This window comes from Streptomyces dryopteridis, from assembly GCF_049606955.1.
GTDB lineage: Bacteria > Actinomycetota > Actinomycetes > Streptomycetales > Streptomycetaceae > Streptomyces.
The window spans coordinates 1840027-1863263 of sequence record NZ_CP187113.1 but is presented as its reverse complement, the minus strand read 5'-3'; the positions used below and the strand labels follow the sequence as shown (position 1 = coordinate 1863263).

The 23237-nt window shown below is 74.6% G+C and carries 26 protein-coding genes; 14 read left to right on the top strand and 12 right to left on the bottom strand.

Annotated elements, in window-relative coordinates; translation table 11 throughout:
- Positions 1–46: 46 nt before the first annotated feature.
- Positions 47–1051 carry a GNAT family N-acetyltransferase gene (locus ACN20G_RS07615; RefSeq protein WP_424211965.1) on the bottom strand — a complete coding sequence of 335 codons (1005 nt, stop codon included), beginning with the start codon at positions 1049–1051 and terminating at the stop codon, positions 47–49.
- 115 nt (positions 1052–1166) lie between these two features.
- Here ACN20G_RS07615 and fdxA point away from each other — a divergent pair, with 115 nt between their 5' ends.
- Positions 1167–1493 (top strand): ferredoxin, encoded by a 327-nt coding sequence (gene fdxA, locus ACN20G_RS07610; RefSeq protein ID WP_424211964.1) that lies wholly within the window; start codon positions 1167–1169, stop codon positions 1491–1493.
- A gap of 112 nt (positions 1494–1605) precedes the next feature.
- The gene (gene dapC, locus ACN20G_RS07605) at positions 1606–2703 is read left to right on the top strand and encodes a succinyldiaminopimelate transaminase (RefSeq protein ID WP_424211963.1); all 1098 of its coding nucleotides are present in this window, start codon (positions 1606–1608) and stop codon (positions 2701–2703) included.
- A gap of 140 nt (positions 2704–2843) precedes the next feature.
- Here the strand turns inward: dapC and ACN20G_RS07600 are convergent, their stop codons facing one another.
- Positions 2844–3218, bottom strand: a complete 375-nt coding sequence (locus ACN20G_RS07600) for an ATP-binding protein (RefSeq protein ID WP_424211962.1) — start codon at positions 3216–3218, stop codon at positions 2844–2846.
- Positions 3219–3481: 263 nt separating this feature from the next.
- The gene (locus tag ACN20G_RS07595) at positions 3482–4789 is read right to left on the bottom strand and encodes a hypothetical protein (RefSeq protein WP_424211961.1); all 1308 of its coding nucleotides are present in this window, start codon (positions 4787–4789) and stop codon (positions 3482–3484) included.
- An 87-nt stretch (positions 4790–4876) separates the two neighbouring features.
- Between ACN20G_RS07595 and dapE the strand changes: the two genes are divergently transcribed.
- The 3 genes from dapE to ACN20G_RS07580 all read left to right on the top strand — a co-directional run bounded on the left by dapE (position 4877) and on the right by ACN20G_RS07580 (position 7541).
- Positions 4877–5959, top strand: a complete 1083-nt coding sequence (gene dapE / locus ACN20G_RS07590) for a succinyl-diaminopimelate desuccinylase (RefSeq protein WP_424211960.1) — start codon at positions 4877–4879, stop codon at positions 5957–5959.
- Between the two features lie 94 nt (positions 5960–6053).
- Positions 6054–6809, top strand: coding sequence for a TIGR00730 family Rossman fold protein (locus tag ACN20G_RS07585; protein WP_424211959.1), 756 nt, complete (start codon positions 6054–6056; stop codon positions 6807–6809).
- Between the two features lie 300 nt (positions 6810–7109).
- Positions 7110–7541: an STAS domain-containing protein gene (locus ACN20G_RS07580; RefSeq protein ID WP_424211958.1), complete on the top strand. Its 432-nt coding sequence runs from the start codon at positions 7110–7112 to the stop codon at positions 7539–7541.
- 103 nt (positions 7542–7644) lie between these two features.
- On the opposite strand, the gene folP is transcribed toward ACN20G_RS07580, so the two are convergent.
- Positions 7645–8505, bottom strand: a complete 861-nt coding sequence (folP, locus tag ACN20G_RS07575) for a dihydropteroate synthase (RefSeq protein ID WP_424211957.1) — start codon at positions 8503–8505, stop codon at positions 7645–7647.
- Between the two features lie 84 nt (positions 8506–8589).
- Between folP and ACN20G_RS07570 the strand changes: the two genes are divergently transcribed.
- Together ACN20G_RS07570 and ACN20G_RS07565 are read left to right on the top strand one after the other, a co-directional pair.
- Positions 8590–9063, top strand: coding sequence for a DivIVA domain-containing protein (locus tag ACN20G_RS07570; protein ID WP_424211956.1), 474 nt, complete (start codon positions 8590–8592; stop codon positions 9061–9063).
- Positions 9060–9662: a DNA-3-methyladenine glycosylase I gene (locus ACN20G_RS07565; RefSeq protein ID WP_424211955.1), complete on the top strand. Its 603-nt coding sequence runs from the start codon at positions 9060–9062 to the stop codon at positions 9660–9662. Before ACN20G_RS07570 ends, ACN20G_RS07565 begins: the two co-directional genes overlap by 4 nt.
- Positions 9663–9702: 40 nt before the next feature.
- On the opposite strand, the gene ACN20G_RS07560 is transcribed toward ACN20G_RS07565, so the two are convergent.
- Positions 9703–10506 carry an enoyl-CoA hydratase/isomerase family protein gene (locus tag ACN20G_RS07560; protein WP_424211954.1) on the bottom strand — a complete coding sequence of 268 codons (804 nt, stop codon included), beginning with the start codon at positions 10504–10506 and terminating at the stop codon, positions 9703–9705.
- Positions 10507–10811: 305 nt separating this feature from the next.
- Between ACN20G_RS07560 and ACN20G_RS07555 the strand changes: the two genes are divergently transcribed.
- A complete protein-coding gene (locus tag ACN20G_RS07555; RefSeq protein WP_424211953.1) occupies positions 10812–10979 on the top strand; it encodes a DUF3117 domain-containing protein in 168 nt (55 codons plus the stop codon).
- A 114-nt stretch (positions 10980–11093) separates the two neighbouring features.
- Here ACN20G_RS07555 and ACN20G_RS07550 read toward each other — a convergent pair whose 3' ends face one another.
- Positions 11094–11792 carry an O-methyltransferase gene (locus ACN20G_RS07550; protein ID WP_424215415.1) on the bottom strand — a complete coding sequence of 233 codons (699 nt, stop codon included), beginning with the start codon at positions 11790–11792 and terminating at the stop codon, positions 11094–11096.
- Between the two features lie 120 nt (positions 11793–11912).
- On the opposite strand from ACN20G_RS07550, the gene sigE reads away from it, so the two are divergent.
- From sigE to ACN20G_RS07525, 5 genes are all read left to right on the top strand, one after another.
- Positions 11913–12728, top strand: coding sequence for an RNA polymerase sigma factor SigE (gene sigE, locus ACN20G_RS07545; protein ID WP_424211952.1), 816 nt, complete (start codon positions 11913–11915; stop codon positions 12726–12728).
- Positions 12725–13516 carry an anti-sigma factor family protein gene (locus ACN20G_RS07540; RefSeq protein WP_424211951.1) on the top strand — a complete coding sequence of 264 codons (792 nt, stop codon included), beginning with the start codon at positions 12725–12727 and terminating at the stop codon, positions 13514–13516. The genes sigE and ACN20G_RS07540 overlap by 4 nt, the downstream gene beginning before the upstream one ends.
- Before the next feature lie 136 nt (positions 13517–13652).
- Positions 13653–14981: a S1C family serine protease gene (locus ACN20G_RS07535; RefSeq protein ID WP_424211950.1), complete on the top strand. Its 1329-nt coding sequence runs from the start codon at positions 13653–13655 to the stop codon at positions 14979–14981.
- Positions 14982–15086: 105 nt separating this feature from the next.
- The gene (locus ACN20G_RS07530) at positions 15087–15584 is read left to right on the top strand and encodes a sec-independent translocase (RefSeq protein WP_424211949.1); all 498 of its coding nucleotides are present in this window, start codon (positions 15087–15089) and stop codon (positions 15582–15584) included.
- A 195-nt stretch (positions 15585–15779) separates the two neighbouring features.
- Positions 15780–16472 carry a hypothetical protein gene (locus tag ACN20G_RS07525; protein WP_424215414.1) on the top strand — a complete coding sequence of 231 codons (693 nt, stop codon included), beginning with the start codon at positions 15780–15782 and terminating at the stop codon, positions 16470–16472.
- Positions 16473–16546: 74 nt separating this feature from the next.
- On the opposite strand, the gene ACN20G_RS07520 is transcribed toward ACN20G_RS07525, so the two are convergent.
- The 3 genes from ACN20G_RS07520 to ACN20G_RS07510 all read right to left on the bottom strand — a co-directional run bounded on the left by ACN20G_RS07520 (position 16547) and on the right by ACN20G_RS07510 (position 19797).
- Positions 16547–17716, bottom strand: a complete 1170-nt coding sequence (locus tag ACN20G_RS07520; RefSeq protein ID WP_424211948.1) for an Mrp/NBP35 family ATP-binding protein — start codon at positions 17714–17716, stop codon at positions 16547–16549.
- Positions 17717–17768: 52 nt separating this feature from the next.
- A complete protein-coding gene (locus ACN20G_RS07515; RefSeq protein WP_424215413.1) occupies positions 17769–18437 on the bottom strand; it encodes a DUF1003 domain-containing protein in 669 nt (222 codons plus the stop codon).
- Positions 18438–18525: 88 nt separating this feature from the next.
- On the bottom strand, positions 18526–19797 hold the full coding sequence (locus ACN20G_RS07510; RefSeq protein ID WP_424211947.1) for a magnesium transporter MgtE N-terminal domain-containing protein: 1272 nt from the start codon (positions 19795–19797) through the stop codon (positions 18526–18528).
- Positions 19798–20011: 214 nt separating this feature from the next.
- On the opposite strand from ACN20G_RS07510, the gene ACN20G_RS07505 reads away from it, so the two are divergent.
- Complete coding sequence (locus ACN20G_RS07505; protein WP_424211946.1) at positions 20012–21031, top strand: hypothetical protein; 1020 nt, start codon at positions 20012–20014, stop codon at positions 21029–21031.
- Positions 21032–21054: 23 nt separating this feature from the next.
- On the opposite strand, the gene ACN20G_RS07500 is transcribed toward ACN20G_RS07505, so the two are convergent.
- The 3 genes from ACN20G_RS07500 to ACN20G_RS07490 form a co-directional block, all read right to left on the bottom strand.
- Positions 21055–21564: a hypothetical protein gene (locus ACN20G_RS07500; protein ID WP_424211945.1), complete on the bottom strand. Its 510-nt coding sequence runs from the start codon at positions 21562–21564 to the stop codon at positions 21055–21057.
- Positions 21561–21866, bottom strand: a complete 306-nt coding sequence (locus ACN20G_RS07495; RefSeq protein WP_424211944.1) for a hypothetical protein — start codon at positions 21864–21866, stop codon at positions 21561–21563. The genes ACN20G_RS07500 and ACN20G_RS07495 overlap by 4 nt, the downstream gene beginning before the upstream one ends.
- Positions 21867–21957: 91 nt before the next feature.
- Positions 21958–23076 carry a magnesium and cobalt transport protein CorA gene (locus ACN20G_RS07490; RefSeq protein ID WP_424211943.1) on the bottom strand — a complete coding sequence of 373 codons (1119 nt, stop codon included), beginning with the start codon at positions 23074–23076 and terminating at the stop codon, positions 21958–21960.
- Between the last annotated feature and the right edge of the window lie 161 nt (positions 23077–23237).

The window sequence follows — 23237 nt, the reverse complement described above, 5'->3', positions numbered from 1 at the left end:
CCGGGCAGCTCCTCGGGCTCGTGGGCGGGCCCGTCCTCGTGCGGGCTCACGCGGCCGGCGCCCGGTAGTGGTGGTACAGGTGGTGGACCTGCCAGCCGAGGGCCGCGTACAGGGCCCGCGCCGGGTCGTTGTCCGACTCCACCTGGAGGTACCCGGCCGAGGCCCCCTCCGCCAGCGCCCGTTCGGCCAGCGCGTGCATCACGGCCCGCCCCAGCCCCCGCCGCCGGTGCGCCGGGTCCACGCCGAGGGAGAAGAACCCGGCCCAGCGGCCGTCCACCACCAGCCGGCCGATCGCGCGGCCGGGCAGCTTCGCGAACCACACCGAGGGGCCCGCCGTCAGCACCCGCAGCGTCGTGTCCGGGTCGGCGACCGGCCCGAAACGCTCCAGCCACTCCGCGTCCGGCTCCCGCGCCAGCTCCGTCTCCGCCGCCGCCTTCGCGACCGCCGAACCGGGCTCCACCGAGTCCACCAGCGGGGCCAGGGAGCCGATCCGGACCTCCACCGCGGCGTCGTTCACCCAGCCCGCGTCCCGGAGCACCGGGATCAGCGTCTCCTGGGTGCCGGCCGAGCCCGTCGCGACCTGTGCCCCGGCCCGCAGACCCCGCTCCGCGTACCAGCGGGTCACCCGCGCGAGTGCATCCGGCACGGGTATCCCCGGGTCGCCGACCGGCAGCACCGAGTTCGCGCGCTTGGTGAACCCGTTCGCCGCCCGCAGCGTCCATTCGCCCAACAGTTCGGACTCCACGGGCTGCCAGGCCCGTGCCGCGACCCGGTTCAGCTCCGCGTAGGAGGCCGCCGGACCCCGTCTGCGGACCGGCGCGGCGGGCACCACCTTGCCCGCGACCAGCGCGGATTCCGGGATGCGGACGATTTCCCCGCTCTTTCGTGTGATCACCACCACACCCTCGTTCCAGGATGTGAGCACACCGACGGTGTCCGTGAACATCGGGCCCCCGTCACGCGTCGGGTCCAGCTGTCGCACAGAGACTCGTTTTCCCACGTCAGCGGGGGTGACTCGCAATTCCAGCAGGCCACCGGCGGTGAATTCCACGGGTTCTCGCCCCTCCTGTTCGGATCGTGCTCGGGAACGGCGATACTAGGTGCGGGCATCGACGACGACGCGCTCCCGCGCGATATGGACGGCCCTACCGAGGAGGAACGAGAGCGTGACCTACGTCATCGCGCAGCCTTGTGTCGACGTGAAGGACAAGGCTTGCATCGAAGAGTGCCCCGTCGACTGCATCTACGAGGGCTCCCGGTCCTTGTACATCCACCCGGACGAGTGCGTCGACTGTGGTGCCTGTGAGCCGGTCTGTCCCGTCGAGGCCATCTTCTACGAGGACGACACCCCGGAGGAGTGGAAGGACTACTACAAGGCGAACGTCGAGTTCTTCGACGAGCTCGGCTCGCCCGGTGGTGCCTCCAAGCTGGGTCTGATCGAGCGGGACCACCCGTTCATCGCCGCGCTGCCGCCGCAGGCCGAAGCGCACTGACCGGCCCCACCGCCGTGTCCCTCGGTCCCGTCCGGCCCCGCGCCGCACGGGACCGAGGTGTTTGTCCGACCGCGCGCCCCGCGCGCGCCCGCGCCAGAGAGCAGAGCACACCGTGGCCGCAGTGTCCGCGCGTCTTCCCGTCTTCCCGTGGGACAAGCTGGAGCCCTACAAGGCGACCGCAGCCGCCCACCCCGACGGCCTCGTCGACCTGTCCGTCGGCACCCCCGTCGACCCCGTCCCGGACCTGATCCGTCGGGCCCTCGAAGCCTCCTCCGACACTCCCGGCTACCCCACCGTGTGGGGCACCGTCGCGCTGCGCGACGCCATCGCCGGCTGGGTGGAGCGCCGGCTGGGCTCCCGCCCCGTCGAGCACGTCGAGGTGCTGCCGGTGGTCGGCTCCAAGGAACTCGTCGCCTGGCTGCCCACCCAGCTCGGGCTCGGCGCCGGCGACCAGGTCGCCTACCCGCGCCTGGCCTACCCCACCTACGAGGTGGGCGCCCGGCTGTGCGGCGCGGAGCCCGTGGTCTACGACGACCCCACCGTCGACCTCGACCCGACCCGGGTCCGGCTGCTCTGGCTGAACTCGCCCTCCAACCCCACCGGGAAGGTCCTCGCCAAGGAGGAGCTGATCCGGATCGTGGCCTGGGCCCGCGAGCACGAGGTGCTCGTCTTCAGCGACGAGTGCTACCTCGAACTGGGCTGGGAGGCCGAACCCGTCTCGGTGCTGCACGAGGACGTGTGCGGCGGGGACTTCACCGGCCTGGTCGCCGTGCACTCCCTGTCCAAGCGCTCCAACCTCGCCGGCTACCGGGCCGCGTTCGTCGCCGGCGACCGCGCCGTCCTCGGCGAACTGCTGCAGATCCGCAAGCACGGCGGGATGATGACCGCCGCCCCCGTGCAGGCCGCCACCGTCGCGGCCCTCGGCGACGACGCGCACGTGGCCGAGCAGCGCGCCCGCTACGCCGCCCGCCGCACCGCCCTGCGCGGCGCGCTGGAGGCGGCCGGCTTCCGCGTCGAACACAGCGAGGCCAGCCTGTACCTGTGGGCCACCCGCGACGAGTCCTGCTGGGACACCGTCGCCGCCCTCGCCGAGCTCGGCATCCTCGTGGCCCCCGGCGACTTCTACGGCGAGGCCGGCGCCCGGTACGTGCGGGTCGCGTTCACCGCGACCGACGAACGCGTGGAGCAGGCCGTCAAGCGCCTCGGCTGACCGCCGCGCGGCCGCGTTCGGCCGCACGCACGCCCGAGGGGGCCCGGAGTTCGCGCTCCGGGCCCCCTCGGGCGTGTGGGTCTCGCGCTCCCCGCCCGGCCCCCTGGTCGGGGTGGGCCGGTACGGCGGGGAGCCTCGGATCAGCCGAGGCCCGGCAGGTTCAGGCCGGAGGTCGGCAGCGCGGAGCCGAGCGCGTCGGTGGGCAGCGCGTCGGCGGAGGCGCCGGCGACCCCGTCGGTCGGCAGGGACTGGCCCACCGCGCCGGTCGCGCCGTTCGCCTGGCTCACCGGCAGGCCGCCCAGCAGCTTGTCGGCGCCCGGGGCGGTCTGCCCGAGGGTGCCGGTGGTGTCGCCGACGAGGGTGCTCGCGCCGTCCAGGTTGGTGACGCCGCCCAGGTCGGGCGCCGCCGGGAGATCGGCGGCGGCGGCCGTGCCGGCCACGCCGATCGCGGGTGCCGCTCCGGCCGCGAGGAGCAGGGCGGTACGGGCGATGCGACGGGTCAGGGGGAGGGCCATGCGGATGCTCCTAAGGATTCACTGACGAGGACGGGTGGGTCCGTACGAACGCAGTGCTCAACACCCACCCCCCGAGGTGAAGTTGCGCGCGCCCCGGGTAAAAGATCCGCCCGGATCGTTTGATCCGATTCCATGACCGCCCCCGAAAACCGCCCCCCACCAGCGAGAACACCCCCACCCCCCGCCCGCCCCCCAACCCCCCGCACACCCCACACGAGCGACCATCCGCACACCTGTCCCGCGCGGATCCGGCGGCGCGGGCCTCAGTTCTCCGGGGTGGTCGGGGACGTGACGATGCGGATCTCGTCCGGGGCCGGGGGCGCCGCGGCGGGGGGTGCCGGGGTGCTCGGGGCGAGGGGCTCCGGGGCCGGGCCGGGGGTCGGGGGGCGGTCGGCGGGCTTCGCGTCCGACGGGGGCTCGGCGGCGGGCGCGGGCGGGGTCGGCGGGGCGGCCGGGGTACGGGACGCGGCGGTCGCGGGGACCCATTCGCCCGCGTTGCGGCCGGCCGTCCAGACTTCCGTGCCGTATTCCACCCGCGTGACCCGCAGGTCCTCCGCGTGCGCGACCACCCAGCGGGCCACCGCCTGGCCGAGGTCGCCGTCCGGTTCCCGGGTCGTGGGGCGGTCGGGGGCGCGGTCCTCGCGGTCCGTCCGGGGGCGCGGGTCTGCCGGCGGGCTGACCCGCAGGCGGACCTCGCCGCGCGTCGTGGGTCCCGCCGGCTCCAGGGTGGCCTCCGGGCGCCGCTCCTCGGCGCCGCCCGTGCGTGGGCCGGCGCCGGTGCCGGCGCCCGGCGGGGGGCCCTCGCCGGCCTCCACCGGGGTCGCGCCCGCCGCGCCCGCCGGGTGGATCAGGCTCGGGCCGAAGGCCCGCGTCAGCTCCGTGCGGACCCGGTCCGGATCGCCCGGCGCGGTCGGCGCCGGCCCGCCGCAGACCACGGAGGCCCCCGGTCGGCCCGTGAACGCCGCCGCCAACAGCACCGCCTGCCGCTCGTGTTTGGCGTAGGCATCAGGGAACGCGCTGCGCTGCACCTTCTGCGCCGCGACCGTCAGCGGAAGCCGCTGGTAGTCGCGGACCTCCACGAGGTTGTCGTAGAAGATGCCGGCCGCGTACACCGGGTCCATGATCTCGTCCGGGCTGCCCCAGCCCTGGGACGGCCGCTGCTGGAACAGGCCCAGCGAATCGCGGTCCCCGTAGCGGATGTTGCGCAGGCTCGACTCCTGCATGGCCGTGGCCACCGCGATCGTCACCGCCCGCTCCGGCACCCCCTTCGCCGTGCCCACCGCCGCGATCGTCGCCGCCTGCCGGGCCTGTTCGCGGCCGAGCCGGTACGAGGTGCCCGCGCCCGGCCCGCCCGCGTCCGCCGCCACGGCCACCACGCAACTCGGCGTGCCCAGGCCCGACCCGGCCTCGTACTGCACCGTCACGTACCCGGCGACCCCGCACAGCACGGTCAGGCCGGCGGCGGCGCGCAGGGCCCGGCCGCGTCGGCGTCGGGGCAGGGGCTCGGCGGGCGTCCCGGTCGGTGCGGGACTCGTGCGCGCGTTCGCATCGTGCGTGGGGGTCTCGGACACGCGGCCCACCGTAACCGAGACCCGCCGCGGCTCCACCGGTCCCGGCGGCACGGATTTCCGGCCCCGCCCCGGGTTAGGGTCGACGGCATGTCCGAAGAACCCGAGCTGGACCTCGCCCTCGACGCCGCCGCCCTCACCGCCCGCCTGGTCGACATCCCCTCCGTCAGCGGTGACGAGAAGTCGCTGGCCGACGCCGTCGAGATCGCGCTGCGCCGGCTGCCGCACCTGACCGTCGACCGGTACGGCAACAACGTCGTGGCCCGCACGAACCTGGGCCGGGCCGAGCGCGTGGTCCTGGCCGGGCACCTCGACACCGTGCCCATCGCCGACAACGTGCCCTCCCGCCTCGACGCGGACGGCGTGCTGTGGGGCTGCGGCACCACCGACATGAAGTCCGGGGTCGCCGTCCAGCTGCGGATCGCCGCGACCGTCCCCGCCCCCAACCGCGACCTCACCTTCGTCTTCTACGACCAGGAGGAGGTCGCCGCGCACCTCAACGGGCTCGGCAAGGTGGCCGAGGCCCACCCCGACTGGCTCGTCGGGGACTTCGCCGTCCTCCTCGAACCGTCGAACGCGCAGGTCGAGGGCGGCTGCCAGGGCACCCTGCGGGTGCTGCTGCGGACCAAGGGCGAACGCGCCCACTCCGCGCGCAGCTGGATGGGCTCCAACGCCATCCACGCCGTCTCCCCGATCCTGGCCCGCCTCGCCTCCTACGAGCCGCGCCGGCCGGTCATCGACGGGCTGGAGTACCACGAGGGCCTCAACGCGGTCCGGATCGAGGGCGGCGTCGCCAACAACGTGATCCCCGACGCCTGCACCGTCACCGTCAACTTCCGCTACGCCCCCGACCGTTCCGAGGCCGAGGCGCTGGCGCACGTGCGGGAGGTGTTCGCGGACTGCGAGGTGGACGAGTTCGTCGTGGACGACTCCTCCGGCGGCGCCCTGCCGGGCCTGTCGCACCCGGCCGCCGCCGCGTTCATGAAGGCCGTCGGCGGGCGGGCCATGCCCAAGTTCGGCTGGACCGACGTGTCCCGGTTCAGCGCGCTGGGCGTGCCGGCCGTGAACTACGGACCCGGTGACGCGCTGCTGGCCCACAAGGTCGACGAACGCGTCGAGACCGCCGCGATCCTGCACTGCGAGGAGCGCCTGCGGGCCTGGCTCACGGCCTGACGTCCTGACGCGGCCCGGGGTACGCGCGAAATTCCGCTGCCGGCCGGCTTCCTGCGCCTACCCTGGGCCGACGATCGTCAGGAGGGAGCACAACATGGCCAACTCCGAGGAAGGGCGCCGCAGGCCCGAGGAGCAGCAGGCCGGTCCGGTCCTGCGCCGCCGGGGCCAGATCCAGGCCGGCAGCACGACGGACCAGCGGCTGTTGGACTCCGCCGGACCCAGCGAATGGGTGCACACCGATCCGTGGCGGGTGCTGCGGATCCAGTCCGAGTTCATCGAGGGCTTCGGCACGCTCGCCGAGCTGCCGGCCGCGATCAGCGTGTTCGGCTCGGCCCGCACCCCCGTGGACTCGCCCGAGTACGAGGCCGGCGTGCGCATCGGGCACGCCCTGGTGGACGCCGGCTTCGCCGTGATCACGGGCGGCGGGCCGGGCGCCATGGAGGCCGCCAACAAGGGCGCGAGCGAGGCCGGCGGGGTCTCGGTGGGCCTGGGCATCGAGCTGCCCTTCGAGCAGGGCCTCAACCCGCACGTGGACCTCGGCCTGAACTTCCGGTACTTCTTCGTCCGCAAGACGATGTTCGTGAAGTACAGCCAGGGCTTCGTGGTCCTGCCCGGCGGCCTGGGCACCCTGGACGAGCTGTTCGAGGCGCTGACCCTGGTCCAGACCCAGAAGATCACCCGCTTCCCCATCGTGCTCTTCGGCACCGAGTACTGGAGCGGCCTGCTGGACTGGCTGCGGGGCACCGTCATCGCCCAGGGCAAGGCATCCGAACGCGACCTGTACCTCTTCCACGTCACCGACGACGTGGACGAGGCCATCGCGCTCGTCACGAAGGAGGCCGGCCAATAGGGGTCGGGCAGTAGGGGAGAGGGGCGCGCGCCCGGGGGCGGCGGCCGTCCGTAGCACATCCCGCGCGGGTGTCGACGGGCCGACGACCCCCGCTCCGGTTGCGCGCCCCGCGCCCGATCCGCTCCCGTCCCGCCCCTGACGGGAGCCGGCGCACGCCCGCCGGCCCCGGATGCGGGTGCCGCTCCGGTTGGCTCGTGTGGGTGGCGGATTTCCCACCGACGGGTGGTGCCGCCGGCCGCCTCGGGGTGAAGACCGGGCCGCGGGCGTCACCGACGTGCCCGGGGGACGGTTGGACCGGGCGTGACCACCTCACCCTCGGCCTCGGCCGCCACGAACCCCCCGATACTGCTGCTGCCCCGGGACACCGACACCGACCTGTGCGACGCGGTCCTCGACCGCTGGGCCGTCTCCGGGGACACCCTCCAGCTCCACCTGCGCGGCGAGATCGACCTGCACACGGCCGAACCGCTGCGGGCCCTGTTGGCCCGCGCCGCCGCCTGCGGGTTCACCGACCTCGTCGTGGACCTCTCGGGGGTCTCCTTCGCGGACTCCGCGTTCCTCGACCTGCTCGACGGCTGGGCCGGCCCCGGCCGCCGCTACCGACTGACCGGCGAGAGCCGCACCGTGGACCACCTGCTGCTGGCCGCCGTCCGCGCCGGCTGTCCGCCACCGGCCCCGCGGGGCCCGGGGGCGCCACCGGCCCGGGGAGGCCCGCGCGGCGCCGGGCGCTGATCCCCACACCCCCACACGCCCCGCGTCCCCGCGCGCCCGGCCGCACCGTGCCGGGCGCCCCGCTCCCGCCCCCGCCCGAGTCCCGGGCGGGGGCGCCCGCGTGTCAGGCCAGGCCGCGCCGCGCGACGGCCGGCGGCCGCAGCCCCTGGATGGAGCGGACCATGTCCAGCACCTGCCGGGTCTCGGCCACCTCGTGCACCCGGTAGACCTGCGCGCCCAGCCAGGCCGAGACGGCCGTGGTCGCCAGGGTCCCGAGCAGCCGCTCCTTGACCGGCTTGTCGAGGGTCTCCCCGACGAAGTCCTTGTTCGACAGGGACACCAGCACGGAGAAGCCGGTCTCCGTCATCTCGCCGAGCCGCCGGGTGGCCTCCAGCGAGTGCCGGGTGTTCTTCCCGAAGTCGTGCCCGGGGTCGATCATGATCGACTCGCGCGGCACGCCGAGGGCGGCGGCCCGCTCCGCGAGCCCCAGCGTCACCCGCAGCACGTCGGCCATCACGTCCTCGTACTCCACCCGGTGCGGACGGGTCCGGGGCTCGGCCCCGCCCGCGTGCGTGCACACCAGGCCCGCGCCGTACCGGGCGGCGATCTCCGCCAGCTTCGGGTCCACCCCGCCCCAGGCGTCGTTCAGCACGTCCGCCCCCGCCTCGCACACGGCCTCGCCGACCTCGTGCCGCCAGGTGTCCACGCTGATCACCACGTCCGGGTGGCGGCGGCGGACCTCGGCGACGAAGCCGACGGTGCGCCGGGCCTCCTCGGCGGCGTCCACGTGCTCCCCGGGGCCGGCCTTCACCCCGCCGATGTCGATGATCGCGGCACCCTCGGCCACGGCCCGCTCCACCCGCTCCAGCGCGGGTTCGTCGCGGAAGGTGGACCCCTGGTCGTAGAAGGAATCGGGGGTCCGGTTCACGATCGCCATGATCACCGGCTCGTGGACGTCGAACTCGCGCCGACCCAGTCGCAGCATTCCCGTGATTCCTCCTCCGGCGGCACTCGCCGCCCCGCTTGTGACCTTAACCTGATGGTCCGAGGACTCTCAGGGGAGTGGATCGTGTTCTGGTTCTTGCTGATCGCGCTGGTCGTGGTCGTGGCCGCGGTGACGCTCGCGGTCGTGGGCGGCGGCGAGGAGGCGGTGCTGCCCGAGGCGGAACCGGAGCGGGTGGCCGACGCCCTGCCCGAGACCCGGCCGGTGGCCGCCGCCGACATCGAGGACCTGCGCCTGCCGGTGGCCCCGCGCGGCTACCGGATGGCGGAGGTGGACGACGTGCTGGCCCGGCTCGGCGCCGAACTCGCCGAGCGCGACGCCCGGATCGCCGCCCTGGAGGCCGCCGGCGCCCGCGCCGGACACCCGGCCCCGGCCGCGGCCCCGGAGCCGGTGGACGGGATCCCCGCCGAGTGGAGCGCCTGGGAGCGCCCCGAGACCGAGGGACCCGAGCCCGGCGGCGGCGCGGACCCGGGCGGCGTGGACTTCGGCAAGCGCCCCGGCGCCGGCGAGGACGAGCGGGACGGGGGGCGGTTCGCGTGAGCGCCCCCGGACCCGAACTCGCCCCGCTCGGCCCCGACGGGCTGCCGCGCTGCCGCTGGGCCCTGTCCGCGCCCGACTACCTGGCCTACCACGACGAGGAGTGGGGCCGGCCGGTCCGCGGCGACGACGCCCTCTTCGAACGGCTCAGCCTGGAGGCGTTCCAGTCCGGCCTGTCGTGGATCACGATCCTGCGTCGACGCGAGGGCTTCCGCGCCGCGTTCGCCGGGTTCTCCATCGAGAAGGTCGCGGGCTTCGGCCCCGAGGACGCGGAGCGGCTGCTCGCCGACACCGGCATCATCCGCAACCGGCTCAAGATCGAGGCGACCCTGGCCAACGCCGCGACCCTCGCGGGCTGGGCCCCGGGCGAACTCGACGCGCTGATCTGGTCGCACGCCCCGGACCCGGAGGGCCGGCCGGCGCCGGTGACCCTGGCCGAGGTGCCGGCGATCACCCCCGAGTCCACGGCGCTGTCGAAGGCGCTGAAGAAGGCCGGGATCCGGTTCGTGGGCCCGACCACCGCCTACGCGCTGATGCAGGCGTGCGGGCTCGTGGACGACCACCTCGCCGACTGCGCGGCGCGTGGCGGGGCCCTGCGCTGACCCCGCCCGCGCGGCCCGGCCCCGTCGGCCGACCCTGTCGTCAGCGGCCCTCGTAGACCGGCTTCTCCTTGGCGAGGAACGCGGCCACGGCCGCCCCGTGGTCGGCGGAGGAGCCGGCGCGGGCCTGGAGCAGGTCCTCGCGCTCCAGGGCCTCGCCCAGGGAGGCGCCCGCGCCGTAGGCCAGGGACTCCTTGATCGCCGCGTAGGCGACGGTGGGGCCCGCGGCCAGCGCGCGGGCCACCGCGCCCGCCTCGGCGGCCAGGTCGGCGGCCGGCACCACCCGGTTGGCGATGCCCAGTTCGAGGGCCTCGGCGGCCTTCACCGTGCGCGGGAAGAGCAGCAGGTCCGAGGCGCGGGAGGCGCCGATCAGCCGGGGCAGGGTCCAGGAGACCCCCGAGTCGGCGGTCAGCGCGACCCCGGCGAAGGAGGTGTTGAAGGAGGCGGTGTCGGCCACGATCCGGAAGTCGGCGGCGAGCGCGAACCCGAAGCCGGCGCCGGCGGCCACCCCGTTGACCGCGGCCACCACCGGTTTGGGCATCTCGGTGAGGGCGCGGACGATCGGGTTGTAGTGCGCGGCGACGGTGTCCATCGTGCGGGAGGTGCCGGACTCGCGGTCCGCGGCCAGGTGGGCCACGTGCTCCTTGAGGTCCTGGCCCACGCAGAACGCGCGGTCGCCGGCGGCGGTGAGCAGCACGGCCCGGACCGCCGGATCGGCCCCGACCGCGCGCAGCACGTCGCGCAGGGCCTCCTTGGTGGCGGTGTCCATGGCGTTCATCGCGTCGGGACGGTTGATGGTGACGGTGGCGAGTCCGTCGGTGAGGTCGTGGAGCACCGTGTCGGCCATGGTGGGATCCCCCTTCGTCGCGGGTGTCGAGCCCAGCATGGCGGACGCCCCGGGGGGTCGACATGTGATGTGCGTCAAAGAAACTCGGGCCGCTCGGGCGTGGGGGAGTGCGAAGTATCGCAGGCCGATCGCCGAAATGAGTGGTTTTGGTCGAGCGCGTTGCGCAAGCGTTCCCGACCGATGTTGGTCATCGGGTCCTGACATGCGGGATAATGGCCGGGAAGCAATGTGTTCGATGCCGGGTACCAGGCACCTGAATGGGGCCGTCGGCTGACGATGAGCTGGTTTCAGGAAGGGGAACGAGCATGGCGGCCATGAAGCCGCGGACGGGCGACGGCCCGCTCGAGGTGACCAAGGAGGGGCGCGGGATCGTCATGCGCGTACCGCTCGAAGGCGGCGGTCGGCTCGTGGTAGAGCTGACCCCCGACGAGGCGGCGGCCCTTGGCGACGCCCTCAAGCAGGTCGTCGGCTGACCCGACGCACGACACGCACGACATCTTCGACGCCGCCCCGGCGTCCCGCGCCCCTTTCCGAGGCGCGGGGCACCGGGGCGGCGCCGTTGTCGGGGCGGGTCGGGGGCGGGTCGGTCAGCGGCGCACGGCGCACAGCAGACCGTCGCCCACGGGCAGCAGCGCGGCCTCCAGGGCGGGGCTCTCGCGGACGGTGCGCAGCAGCTCGCGCACCCGCAGCACCTCCACCGGCTGGGCCGCCGAGTCCACGGTGCGTCCGTCGGAGAAGACCCCTTCGAAGCAGACCAGGCCACCCGGACGGAGCAGGCGCAACGATTCGCCGAGATAGTCCAGCGACTCCGTCGGGTCCCCGTCGCAGAACACCAGGTCGTAGCCGCCGTCGGCGAGGCGGGGCAGGACGTCCAGGGCGCGGCCGGGGATGAAGCGGGCCCGGTTGCCGGCGAAGCCGGCGGCGCGAAATGCCTGGCGGGCGAATGCCTGCCGGTCGGGTTCGGGGTCGACGGTGGTGAGGACCCCGTCGGGGCGCATCCCGTGCAGCAGGTGGATGCCGGAGACGCCGGTGCCGGTGCCGATCTCGGCGACGGCCTTGGCGTCGGCGGTGGCGGCCAACAGGCGCAGGGCGGCGCCGGTTCCGGGGGACACCGAACGCAGGCCCGACTCGCGGGCCCGGTCGCGGGCCCATCGCAGCGCTTCGTCCTCGGCGACGAACGCGTCGGCGAACGCCCAGCTCGTCTGCCGGTTGCCGGTAATGACCCTCTCCTGTCCCCAATGATTGGCGCAACGGTGACTGTATCCGCTGGAGTCGGGAACCCGCAGATGGGACCGGGCGTTGGAAGGGATGAACGGGACGGGGCGGGGCGCTTGGGAGCGTCCGCGGACCGGCTCCCGTAAAGAAACGGTAAAAACGTTTATCCGGAGCTGACGGACGGGGTGGCTATGGTAGGGGCTCCACTGGACACCACCAGAGCCGACAGGGGAGGTGCGGCTGCGCCTGTGGATCGGTCAGGCGTCTTCCGACGTCTCTTCTGGTCGGCGGGTGAGCCGAAATCCGTGACCGAGACCGCTGACTTCCGCACCGCCGTGCCCGCAACCACCGCGACCTTCGCCACCGATGCGGACCCGCAGGCGTGGACCCCTCCCACCTGGGAGGAGATCGTCAGCGCGCACAGTGCTCGCGTCTACCGCCTGGCGTACCGACTGACCGGCAACCAGCACGACGCCGAGGACCTCACGCAGGAGGTCTTCGTCCGCGTCTTCCGCTCGCTGTCCACGTACACGCCGGGCACCTTCGAGGGCTGGCTGCACCGCATCACCACCAACCTCTTCCTCGACATGGTCCGCCGCAAGCAGCGGATCCGCTTCGACGCCCTCGCCGACGACGCCGCCGAGCGCCTGCCGAGCCGCGAGCCCTCCCCGCAGCAGGTCCTGCACGACACGCACTTCGACGCGGACGTGCAGCACGCCCTGGACACCCTCGCCCCCGAGTTCCGCGCCGCCGTGGTCCTCTGCGACATCGAGGGACTGTCCTACGAGGAGATCGCGGCCACCCTGAACGTGAAGCTCGGCACCGTCCGCAGCCGCATCCACCGGGGCCGCTCGCACCTGCGCAAGGCCCTCAAGCACCGCTCCCCGCAGGCACGCGCCGAACAGCGCGCCCCCGCGGCCCGGACGGCCCCCGCCGCCCGCACCGCCGTCGGTATCCCCGTCGGAGCCGCGTCCTTCGCCGGGGGAGAGGGTGGTGCGCGGGCGTGAGCGGTTCCGGTACCTCACCCGCCGACCACCACCTGGGCGACCGTCTGGCCGCCCTCGTCGACGGGGAGTTGAGCCACGACGCGCGCGAGCGGGTCCTCGCGCACCTGGCCACCTGCCCCCGATGCAAGGCGGAGGCCGACGCCCAGCGCCGGGTGAAGAGCATGTTCACCCAGGCCGAGCCGCCCCCCCTCTCCGAAGGGCTGCTGGCGCGCCTCCAGGGCCTGCCGGGGCAGCCGAGCGGCCCCGAGGGCCCACCGGGCCCCTTCCCCGGCGGGGGCTTCCGCACCGCCCCCGTCAGACCCGGCACCGGGGCCCGCCCACCGGCCGGCACCGACCCCTTCGGCGGGATGGCCTTCGGCACGGTCCTCGGCGGCGGCCCGGTCCGCCCCGACGGCCGCGGCGGTTTCCGCGTGCACGAGGTGGGCCGGCCGCGCCGCCGGTTCGCGTTCGTCGCCGCCGGCGCGGTCTCGCTGGCGGCCCTGGCCCTCGGCGGCGCCCTGCCCCTGGACCCCGCCGAGCAGGCCGCGCGCGGCGACGGCTCGGCCGTCACCCCCGCCGTCCGGCCCGGCCCGGCCGGCTTCGGCCCCGCCGGCGGCGCCCTCTCGGTGGCCGACGCCTCCGTCCGGGCCCCGCTGCCCACCCCCGACGGGCTGCCCTCGCCCTACCGGATCGACCCGCACGCCCACGGCGGCCGGGACGCGGACCGGCCGGCGGCCGGCGGCCCCAGCCCGTCCCCGCTGCCCCCCGTGGCCACCGGCGGCGCCCCGATCCTGCTCACCGGCCCCTGACCGGCCGCCCCGTCGCGCACGTGTGCGGCGGGGCACCCCGGGCCGCCGCGCCCCCTGCGGGACCCCCGCGACCTGGTTGAATCCGGGGGTGCCGTCGCGCCGGCGGCACGCGTCCACCTCCCGGGGGAGCAACGCCGTGTCCGACACCCGACCCACCGAACCGGCCCCCGGACCGACCGAGCCCGGACCGACCGAGCCCGCGTCGGCCGGGTCGGACGGGCGGATCCCGCCGCCGAGGGTCGCCGGCTTCGACCCGCCCGCCCCCGCCGCCCTGCCCCGGGCCCCCTTCCAGGTGGTCGACCACGGCCCGGCCGACACCGCCCGGCGCGGCCCCCGCACCCTGACCCTGATCGGCCTCGGCCTGGGCGTCGCCCTCGTCGCCGGCGGCCTCGGCGGCTGGATCGGCGTGCTCGCCGAACGCCGCGCCGGTGCCTCCGTGGTCCTTCCGCAGGCCGGCCCCGAGGACCGGGGCCGGGCCCCCGAGTCGGTGGCCGGCATCGCCGAGCGGGCCCTGCCCGGGGTGGTCACCCTGCACGTCTCCGGCGGCGACGGGGACGGCGGCGGCACCGGCACCGGCTTCGTCCTCGACTCCCGGGGCCACATCCTCACCAACCACCACGTCGTGGCCGGCGCCACCCGGATGTACGTCACCTTCGGCTCCGGCGAGAGCGTCCCGGCCCGTCTCGTCGGCGGCGACACGGGCTACGACCTGGCCGTGGTGCGGGTCGAGGGGGTGCGCAATCTGAGCCCGTTGGCCCTGGGCAACTCCGAGAACGTCCGCGTCGGCGACCCCGTCGTCGCCATCGGCGCCCCCTTCGACCTGTCCAACACCGTCACCGCCGGCATCATCAGCGCCACCGGCCGACCCATCACCGCCGGCGGCGAGAAGGGCGACGGCAGCGACATCAGCTACGTGGACGCCCTCCAGACCGACGCCCCCATCAACCCCGGCAACTCCGGCGGCCCGCTGCTCGACTCCAAGGCCCGCGTGATCGGCGTCAACAGCGCCATCCGCGGCCCCGAGGACACCGGCAACCAGGGCGAGGAGGGCCGCGGCCGCGCCGACGGCGGCCCGAGCCGGCAGACCGGCAGCATCGGCCTCGGCTTCGCCATCCCCGTCAACCAGGCCAAACGCGTGGCCGAGGAACTGATCCGCACCGGCCGCGCCACCCACCCCGTCATCGGCGTCACCCTCGACCTGAGCTGGGCCGGGGACGGCGCCCGGGTCGGCGGGGACGGCGGCGAGGGCAAACCCGCCGTGGTCCCCGACGGCCCCGCCGACCGGGCCGGGATCCGCGCCGGCGACGTGATCACCAAGGTCGACGGGGCCCGGGTGCGCGGCGGGGACGAGCTCATCGTCAAGATCCGCGCGCACCGTCCGGGGGACTCGTTGACGTTGACGTACGAGCGCGACGGCCGCGCGCGCACCACCGAATTGGTCCTGGGCACCGCGAACGGCTCTTGACGCCCGAGTGAACGGCACGGGACCACGGCCCCCGGGGTGTCCTCCCCGGGGCACACCCGGGGTACCGTGGGACTGGTCACAGGTGATGAGTCGAGGAGCGGCAAGGTGCTGGACGACATAGGCGGACTCGAGATCCTCACGATCGCGGTCATCGCCATCCTCATCTTCGGCCCGGACAAGCTGCCGAAGCTGATTCAGGACACGGCCGCGATCATCCGCAAGATCCGGTCCTTCTCCGACAGCGCCAAGCAGGACATCCGCTCCGAGCTCGGCCCGGAGTTCAAGGACTTCGAGTTCGAGGACCTCAACCCCAAGAACTTCATCCGCAAGCAGCTCGCCGAGAACGGCGGCGGCGAGCTGAAGGAACTCCGCGAGAGCTTCGACCTGCGCAAGGAACTCACCGAGGTCACCGACGCCGTCAAGGGCCGCGAGCCCCGCCCCGACCCGGCCGCCGACGTCTCCCCGGAGGTGCCCGCGCCCGCCGCCGGCCCCGACCTGACCAAGAGGCCCGCCGCGCCGGCCGAGGCCGAACACGACATGTTCAAGAAGCCCGCCACCCCGGCCGCCGAGCCGCGCGTGCGCTACGACCTCGACGCCACCTGACCCGGCGCGCGGCCGGGCACGCGCCCCCGAACGCGCTCCCCGCACGCCCGCCCGTGCCACGACCCGGCGCCCGCCATCCCCCGCGCGCTGCCCGTGAGCGGCCCCGGGGCCGGCTATTCTCTCCCTTTGTCCGGACGCAGGACGCCCGAGGGGTGGGGCCCGACCGAGGTCCCCACGAAGCGAGAGGCCGCGCAGATGGAGACCACCAGCAGCCGGGTCGGCACACAGCCCGCGGACGAACGGGCCGGCGGACCCGCGAGCGGCGCCGTCCCCCCGCCCGCGGCGGCCGGGGGCACCGCCAGGACCCTCGCCTACCTGAGGGCGGAATTCCCCTGGTACGGACTCGACGCGGCCTTCACGGGCCCCCGCTGGCTCATGCAGGTGGGCACCGCCGCCGACGGCAGCGTCGAACACGGCTCCACCGGCCACGGTGACGAGCCCGTCGTCCGCGCCGAACAACCCGGCGTCGAACGCGAACGCTTCGCCGTGGTCGTCACCGTCAACGGGGTCCCGCCCCGCCGCAGCGGCGACGGCACCGGGGTCCTGGAGGCCACCTCCGTCTCCTCCGCCGCCTGGCTCGCCGGCTCCGGCCTCCTCACCGTCACCTGGCCCGCGCAGATGGACCACATCCGCCGCGACCACTGGCTCGACCAGCAGACCGAGGCCGCCTGGGAACTCGCCGACGACCTCGCCGGCCCCGACTGGGCGAGCCTGACCCTGCCCGTGGACGGCGTGCCCACCCCGTTCCACTACCGCGAGTCCGAATTCGGCTGGGTCCTCGCCGGCACCACCGCCATCGGCGTCCACCTCGGCGCCTACGGCCGCGGCATGAGCGCCTACGGCCTCGCCTTCGCCCGCGCCGGCGACCTCACCGGCTACCGCGCCTGACCGGCCCCCCGGAACGCCGAAGGGGGCACCCGGCCGAAGCCGCGCGCCCCCTTCTCGAAAGCTCCCGGAGCGGGTCAGAACTTGTTGCGCGGGGTGATCCCCAGCGACAGGCCCGACAGCCCCCGCTGCCGGCCGCCCAGCTTGCCCGCGATCGCCCGCAGCGCCGCGCCCGCCGGCGAGTCCGGGGCCGCCAGCACCACCGGCCGGCCGTCGTCCCCGCCCTCGCGCAGCCGCACGTCGATCGGGATCTGCCCCAGCACCGGCACGGTCGCGCCCGTGGTCTTCGTCAGCCCGTCCGCGACCAGCTGCCCGCCACCGGTGCCGAACACGTCGACCATCTCGTCGCAGTGCGGACACGGCAGCCCGGACATGTTCTCCACCACGCCGACGATCTTCTGGTGCGTCTGCACCGCGATCGACCCGGCCCGCTCCGCGACCTCCGCCGCGGCCTGCTGCGGGGTGGTCACCACCAGGATCTCCGCGTTCGGCACCAACTGCGCCACCGAGATCGCGATGTCACCGGTGCCCGGCGGCAGGTCGAGCAGCAGCACATCCAGGTCGCCCCAGAACACGTCCGCGAGGAACTGCTGGAGCGCCCGGTGCAGCATCGGACCGCGCCACACCACCGGCGCGTTGCCCGGGGTGAACATGCCGATGGAGATCACCTTCACGCCGTGCGAGGACGGCGGCATGATCATGTTCTCGACCTGGGTCGGACGCCCGTCCACCCCCAGCATCCGCGGCACGCTGTGCCCATAGATGTCCGCGTCCACCACGCCGACCTTCAACCCGTCGGCCGCCATCGCCGCCGCCAGGTTCACCGTCACCGAGGACTTGCCGACCCCGCCCTTGCCCGAGGCCACCGCGTACACCCGGGTCAGCGACCCCGGCTTCGCGAACGGCACCTCGCGCTCGGCGGTCCCGCCGCGCAGCGCCGTCGCCAGCTCCTTGCGCTGCTCGTCGCCCATCACGTCCAGGGTCACGCTCACCGCGCCCACGCCCGGCACCCGTTCCACCGCGCCGCGCACGTTGGAGGTGATCGTCTCGCGCATGGGGCAGCCCGACACCGTCAGCCAGACGGACACGTCCACCGCGCCGTCCGGAGCGATCTCGACCGATTTCACCATGCCGAGCTCGGTGATCGGCCGGTTGATCTCGGGGTCGTTCACCGTCGCCAGGGCCTCCAGGATCGCGTCCTGGTCGGGCACGCCCGGCGCGCCGGCGGAGCTTGTGTCGGTAGCCATGAACCCGATGGTACGGCGCCGGGGCCGCTGTGGGGGCCGCGCGGAAAGACCGTCAGCGGTCGCCTTCGTCACGTTCCGCCATCGGGGGGCGACGCTCCTCCAGCTCCTTGATCAGGTCCTGGAACTCGGAACGGATCCAGTCCCGGGTCGCGACCTCGCCCAGACCCATCCGCAGGGCCGCGATCTCACGCGTCAGGTACTCCGTGTCGGCGATGGACCGCTCGTTCTGCTTGCGGTCCTGCTCCAGGTTGACCCGGTCCCGGTCGTCCTGCCGGTTCTGCGCCAACAGGATCAGCGGGGCCGCGTAACTCGCCTGCAACGACAGCGCCAACGTCAGGAAGATGAACGGGTACTCGTCGAACTTCAGCGAGGCCGGCGCGAAGATGTTCCACAGCACCCAGACGATGATGATGATCGTCATCCAGACGATGAACCGTCCGGTGCCCAGGAACCGCGCGATCTTCTCCGAGAACCGCCCGAATGCCTCCGGGTCGTACTCCGGCAGCAACCGCCGCCGCGCCGGCCTCGGCTGGTCCAGCCGCGCCCGCGACCGCCCCGCCTGCCCGGTCGCCGATGCCTTCGCCCGCTCCCGTTCCTTCTCGCGCTCCCGCTCCTGGCGCTGCTCCCGCTCCCGTTCCCGTTCGCGCTCCCGGTCCGCCGCCGACCGCTCCCGGCCCGCGCCGGACCCGCCGCCCGCCGACCCCGCGTCCCCGACCGCCAGGCCGTGTTCACGGGCCCGCCGACGGGCCGCCTCACGCCGCTCCCGCAGCGCGTCGCGCCGCCGCTCCCGACCCTGCTCGGGCCCCCGCTCAACGCCCACGGGCGGCCTCCTCGGAGTGGAAGTCCGTCTCCCGCCAGTCGTCCGGCAGCAGATGGTCCAGTACGTCGTCCACGGTCACCGCGCCGAGCAGCGACCCGCTCTCGTCGACCACCGGCACCGACACCAGGTTGTACGCGGCCAGGTACCCCGCCACCGTCGGCAGCGAGGCGTCCGGCCGCAGCGGCGGCAGGTCGGCGTCCACGATCGAACTCACCAGCGTGAACGGGGGATCCCGCAGCAGCCGCTGGAAATGCACGGTGCCCAGGTACTTGCCCGTCGGCGTCTCGTCGGGCGGCCGGCACACGTACACCTGCGCCGCCAGCGCCGGCGACAGGTCCGCCATCCGCACCCGCGCCAACGCGTCCGCGACCGTCGCGTCCGGCCGCAGCACGATCGGCTCCGTGGTCATCAGACCACCGGCGGTGTTCTCCTCGTACGACAACAGGCGCCGCACGTCGGCCGCGTCGTCGGGCCGCATCAGCGTCAGCAGCCGCTCCTGGTCGTCCTCGGACAGCTCGGAGAGCAGGTCGGCCGCGTCGTCCGGGTCCATCGCCTCCAGGACGTCCGCCGCGCGCTCCTCCTTCAGCTTCCCGATGATCTCGATCTGATCGTCCTCGGGCAGCTCCTCCATGACGTCCGCGAGCCGGTCGTCGTCGAGGGCGTTGGCCACCTCCGCGCGCCGCTTCGGCGTCAGGTGGTGCATCACGTTCGCGAGGTCCGCCGGCCGCATCTGCTCGAAGGTCGCGACGAGGTTCTCCGCGCCCTGCCCGTGCTCCTCCAGCGAGAAGCCCGTGACCGCCGACCACTCGACCGTCAGCGTCTCCCCGCGCCGCCGCAGCGCGCCCATCTTGCCCTTGCGGACGAAGATCCGGTCGATCTCCCAGTCCCGCCGGGCCGGCAACTGCTGGATCGCCACGTCCAGGACCGTGACCTCCTGGTCGTCCGAGACCAGCCGCACCCGACGGTCCAACAGCTCGCCCAGCACCAGCCGCTCGGTGGGCCGCTGCTCGAACCGCCGCATGTTCACGACACCGGTGGTGATGACCTGCCCGGACTCCACGCCCGTCACCCGGGTCATCGGCAGGAAGATCCGCCGTCGGCTGACCACCTCCACCACGAGCCCGAGGAGCCGGGGCGGCCGGCCGCCGACCCGCAACATGGCCACCAGGTCGCGCACGCGCCCGACCTGGTCACCGTTGGGGTCGAAGACGGGCACTCCCGACAGATGCGAGACGAAGATCCGCGGGGCGCCTGCTGCCATCGACGTGCGCCTCCTTGTGGTGGCTCCAGGGCGGACGCCGAAGCGCCCGCGAAACGGGTCTGCGGCCCTCAGGCTAGCCCGTGATCGCACCGTTCGCCCTGATGGGCCGCCCGCACGGGGTCCGGGCGGGCGCCGACCGCCCACCGCGCGGGCACCCGCCGCGCGCCCGCCCGGTACGCTGCGTGCCGTCCGGCCCCCGACGAGAGGCACTGTCGTGAGCGTCTCCACCCCCGCAGGCCCCCGGGCCGCCCGGCCGTGGCGGGCCGCGTTCGCCGCGACCCTCGCCCTGGGCCTCGCCCTCACCGTCGGGGCCTGCGAGAAGGAGGACCCCGACAAGGGCACCAACGGGGTCGGCAAGCTGGAGCCGCAGGCCGTGAACGACAAGGCCCGCGCCGCCGCGAACGGGGCCGGCTCGGTCCGCCTCGCCGGCACCCTGCTCACCGGCGGCAAGACCTACACCCTCGACATGCGGCTCGGGAAGGACGGCGGCACCGGGCAGGTCAAGGCCCAGGACGCCACGTTCACCCTGCTCCGGGTCGGGGACACCCTGTGGGTCAAGGCCGGCGCCGCGTTCTGGGGCACCTCCGAATCCGCCGCGAAACTCGGCGACAAGTACGTGAAGGTCCCCGAGAAGGACCCCTCCTACGCGCGCTTCCGCGGGTTCACCGAGATGCGGGTGCTCCTCGACGGCCTGCTCGGCATGACCGGGAAGCTCACCAAGGGCCCCTACGGGGACGTGGACGGCGACCGCGTCGTGCCCGTCCTCGCCGACGAGGGCAAGGGCGGCCGGATGTCCGTGGCCCTCACCGGCACCCCCTACCCGCTGCGGATGGAACGCGGCGGCGGCGCCGGCGCCGTCACCCTCTCCGACTGGGGCGGGCCCGTCGCCCTCGACGCCCCGCCCGCCGGCCAGGTCGTCGACTACGGCAGCCAACTCCCCACCGGCCCCGCCGCGGGCGGCAAGGGCGGAGGCAGGACCGGCGGGGGCGGCAAGGGCGGCGGCACGGGAAGCACGGGCGGCGGCGCCGGCTCGGCCACGGCCGGCGCGGGCGAGGGCGCGGACCTCGGCCCCGGCGGCGACCCGAACGCGAGCCCCGGCACGGACGCGGGCCCGGCCGGCCCCGACGGCACGGCCCCCGGCGAGAGCCCCGGCACCGAGCCCGGCCCCGGCACCGACCCCACCGAGAGCCCCGCCCCCGACGCCGGCGCGGTCGGCGGCGCGAGCACCTCCTGAGACCGCGCCCCCGGGCCCCGGTGTCAGGACCGCCGGCGGCGCTTGAGCAGCAGCTTCGGCAGACCCGCCGGCGCGGGCCGGCGGGTGGTGGCCGGCGAGGGCAGCGGCTCCGCCGCCAGCGCGTGCGTGGGCCCCTCGGTGTCCACCGAGAACGGTTCCAACCGCAGCACCCGGCACTCGCGCGCCCAGCGCGCCGTCATCGTCTCGGTGTCGGGGGAGTTGAGCCGTTTGCCCTTCAGCTCGGCCACCGCCGGCTCCCACCGCGGATCGGTCGGCGTGACCTCCTCGGCCCGCGCGGTCCACGCCAGCAGCCGGCCGCCCTTGTCCTTCGAACGCACCGTCACCACCACCGCGCCCCCGTCCGCGAGCCCCGGCAGCGGCTGCTCCCCGGGCCCGCCGCCCACCACGTACGCGGCGCCGTCCACCCAGGCGTGCCACAGCGCGCGATCGACCCCGGTGCCGCGCACCCAGATCAACCCCGACTTGCGGACGGCCTCCTCGACCAGCGCCAGATCGAGCGTGCTCAGTGTCATGGCCCCAGGGTAGGCCGTGCGGCACCGGATCCCGGGCCCTCGTCGGGGCCCGGGGCAGCCGCCCGCTCGCGCCGTGCCCGCAGCCAGGCCCGCACGTCGCGGAAGGCCACCCAGAGGCCGGCCGCGGGCAGGACCCAGGCGAGCACGAGCATCCAGGTCCCGGCCCCGGGGTCGGTGAAGCCGTTCCAGCTCAGCAGGCCGGCGGGCAGCAGGCACAGCACGGACAGCACGGCAGACGCCCCGTCCCCCTCGGGGCGGTTCGGCGTCCACGGGCGGCGGCGGGGCTTCGACGGTGTGCTCACGCGCGCATCCTCGCGCCCCGCGCCGGGTGGAGGACACCACTGCGCGATGTCCTCCCGGTGAACTCGCGGGGCGCCGCCGCGGTACCCGCCCCTACAGCCAGCCGTTGCGGCGCAGGGTGCGGTGGATCGCGAAGCAGGAGCCCGCGATGACGGCCATCACCATCGGGTAGCCGTACTTCCACGTCAGTTCCGGCATGTGCTCGAAGTTCATGCCGTACACCCCGCAGATCATCGTGGGCACGGCGATGATCGCCGCCCACGAGGTGATCTTCCGCATGTCCTCGTTCTGCGCCACGGTGGCCTGCGCCAGGTTCGCCTGGAGGATCGAGTTCAGCAGCTCGTCGAAGCCCGTGACCTGCTCGTGCACCCGGGCCAGGTGGTCGGCCACGTCGCGGAAGTACTTCTGGATGTCCGGGTCGATCAGCCGCATCGGCCGCTCGCCCAGCAGCTCCATCGGCCGCATCATCGGCGTGACGGCCCGCTTGAACTCCAGTACCTCGCGCTTGAGTTGGTAGATCCGGCCCGGGTCCGAGCCGCGCGCCGCGCCCTTGCCCGAGCGGGTGGGGGCCGCGAAGACCTCGGTCTCCACGAGGTCGATGTCGTCCTGCACGGCCGCCGCGACCGCGATGTACCCGTCCACGACGTGGTCCGCGATCGAGTGCAGCACCGCCGAGGGGCCCTTGGCGAGGGCCTCGGGGTCGTCCTGGAGCCGGCTGCGCAGCCCGCGCAGCGAACCCTGCCCGCCGTGCCGGACCGTGATGACGAAGTCCCGGCCGGTGAAGCACATCACCTCGCCGGTCTCCACGACCTCGCTGGTCGCGGTGAGTTCGGCGTGCTCCACGTAGTGGATGGTCTTGAACACCGTGAACAGGGTGTCGTCGTAGCGCTCCAGCTTCGGCCGCTGGTGCGCGTGCACGGCGTCCTCCACGGCCAGCGGGTGCAGCCCGAACTCGGCCGCGATCCCGGCGAACTCGGCCTCGGTCGGCTCGTGCAGGCCGATCCACACGAAGCCCCCGTCGGCGCGCACCCGGCGCATCGCCTCGCGCGGACTGAGGCAGCCGCCGCTCATCCGGCGGCCCTCGCGGTAGAGCCCGCAGTCCACGACGGCGCTGCCGGCGGCCAGGTGGTCGCGGGTGCTGTCGTAACCGGGCTGGTTGGGGGTGGACTTGCGCGGACGGACGACGGCGCGCAGATCACGGATCATCGACATGGCAGGCTCCTGGCGCGGCACTGACCCGCGCGGCGGGACGACCCCGGCCCCCGCCCGCGACCCTTGGGACAAGGGCGGTGCGGCGGGGACGGCGGAGTGGGTACGGGGAGGTGAGGGTGCTGCCGTGCGCTCTCCCGCGCGGCCGTGTCCCGAGTGCCGTC

What these genes read in the sequence shown, in the direction of transcription:
- folP (WP_424211957.1), bottom strand. Translation starts at nt 8,505, where the DNA reads ATGCTGCGACTGGGTCGGCGCGAGTTCGACGTCCACGAGCCGGTGATC.
- ACN20G_RS07500 (WP_424211945.1), bottom strand. Translation starts at nt 21,564, where the DNA reads ATGACACTGAGCACGCTCGATCTGGCGCTGGTCGAGGAGGCCGTCCGC.
- ACN20G_RS07525 (WP_424215414.1), top strand. Translation starts at nt 15,780, where the DNA reads ATGGAGACCACCAGCAGCCGGGTCGGCACACAGCCCGCGGACGAACGG.
- ACN20G_RS07520 (WP_424211948.1), bottom strand. Translation starts at nt 17,716, where the DNA reads ATGGCTACCGACACAAGCTCCGCCGGCGCGCCGGGCGTGCCCGACCAG.
- ACN20G_RS07510 (WP_424211947.1), bottom strand. Translation starts at nt 19,797, where the DNA reads ATGGCAGCAGGCGCCCCGCGGATCTTCGTCTCGCATCTGTCGGGAGTG.
- ACN20G_RS07490 (WP_424211943.1), bottom strand. Translation starts at nt 23,076, where the DNA reads ATGTCGATGATCCGTGATCTGCGCGCCGTCGTCCGTCCGCGCAAGTCC.
- sigE (WP_424211952.1), top strand. Translation starts at nt 11,913, where the DNA reads ATGGTAGGGGCTCCACTGGACACCACCAGAGCCGACAGGGGAGGTGCG.
- ACN20G_RS07560 (WP_424211954.1), bottom strand. Translation starts at nt 10,506, where the DNA reads ATGGCCGACACGGTGCTCCACGACCTCACCGACGGACTCGCCACCGTC.
- ACN20G_RS07585 (WP_424211959.1), top strand. Translation starts at nt 6,054, where the DNA reads ATGGCCAACTCCGAGGAAGGGCGCCGCAGGCCCGAGGAGCAGCAGGCC.
- dapE (WP_424211960.1), top strand. Translation starts at nt 4,877, where the DNA reads ATGTCCGAAGAACCCGAGCTGGACCTCGCCCTCGACGCCGCCGCCCTC.
- ACN20G_RS07555 (WP_424211953.1), top strand. Translation starts at nt 10,812, where the DNA reads ATGGCGGCCATGAAGCCGCGGACGGGCGACGGCCCGCTCGAGGTGACC.
- ACN20G_RS07600 (WP_424211962.1), bottom strand. Translation starts at nt 3,218, where the DNA reads ATGGCCCTCCCCCTGACCCGTCGCATCGCCCGTACCGCCCTGCTCCTC.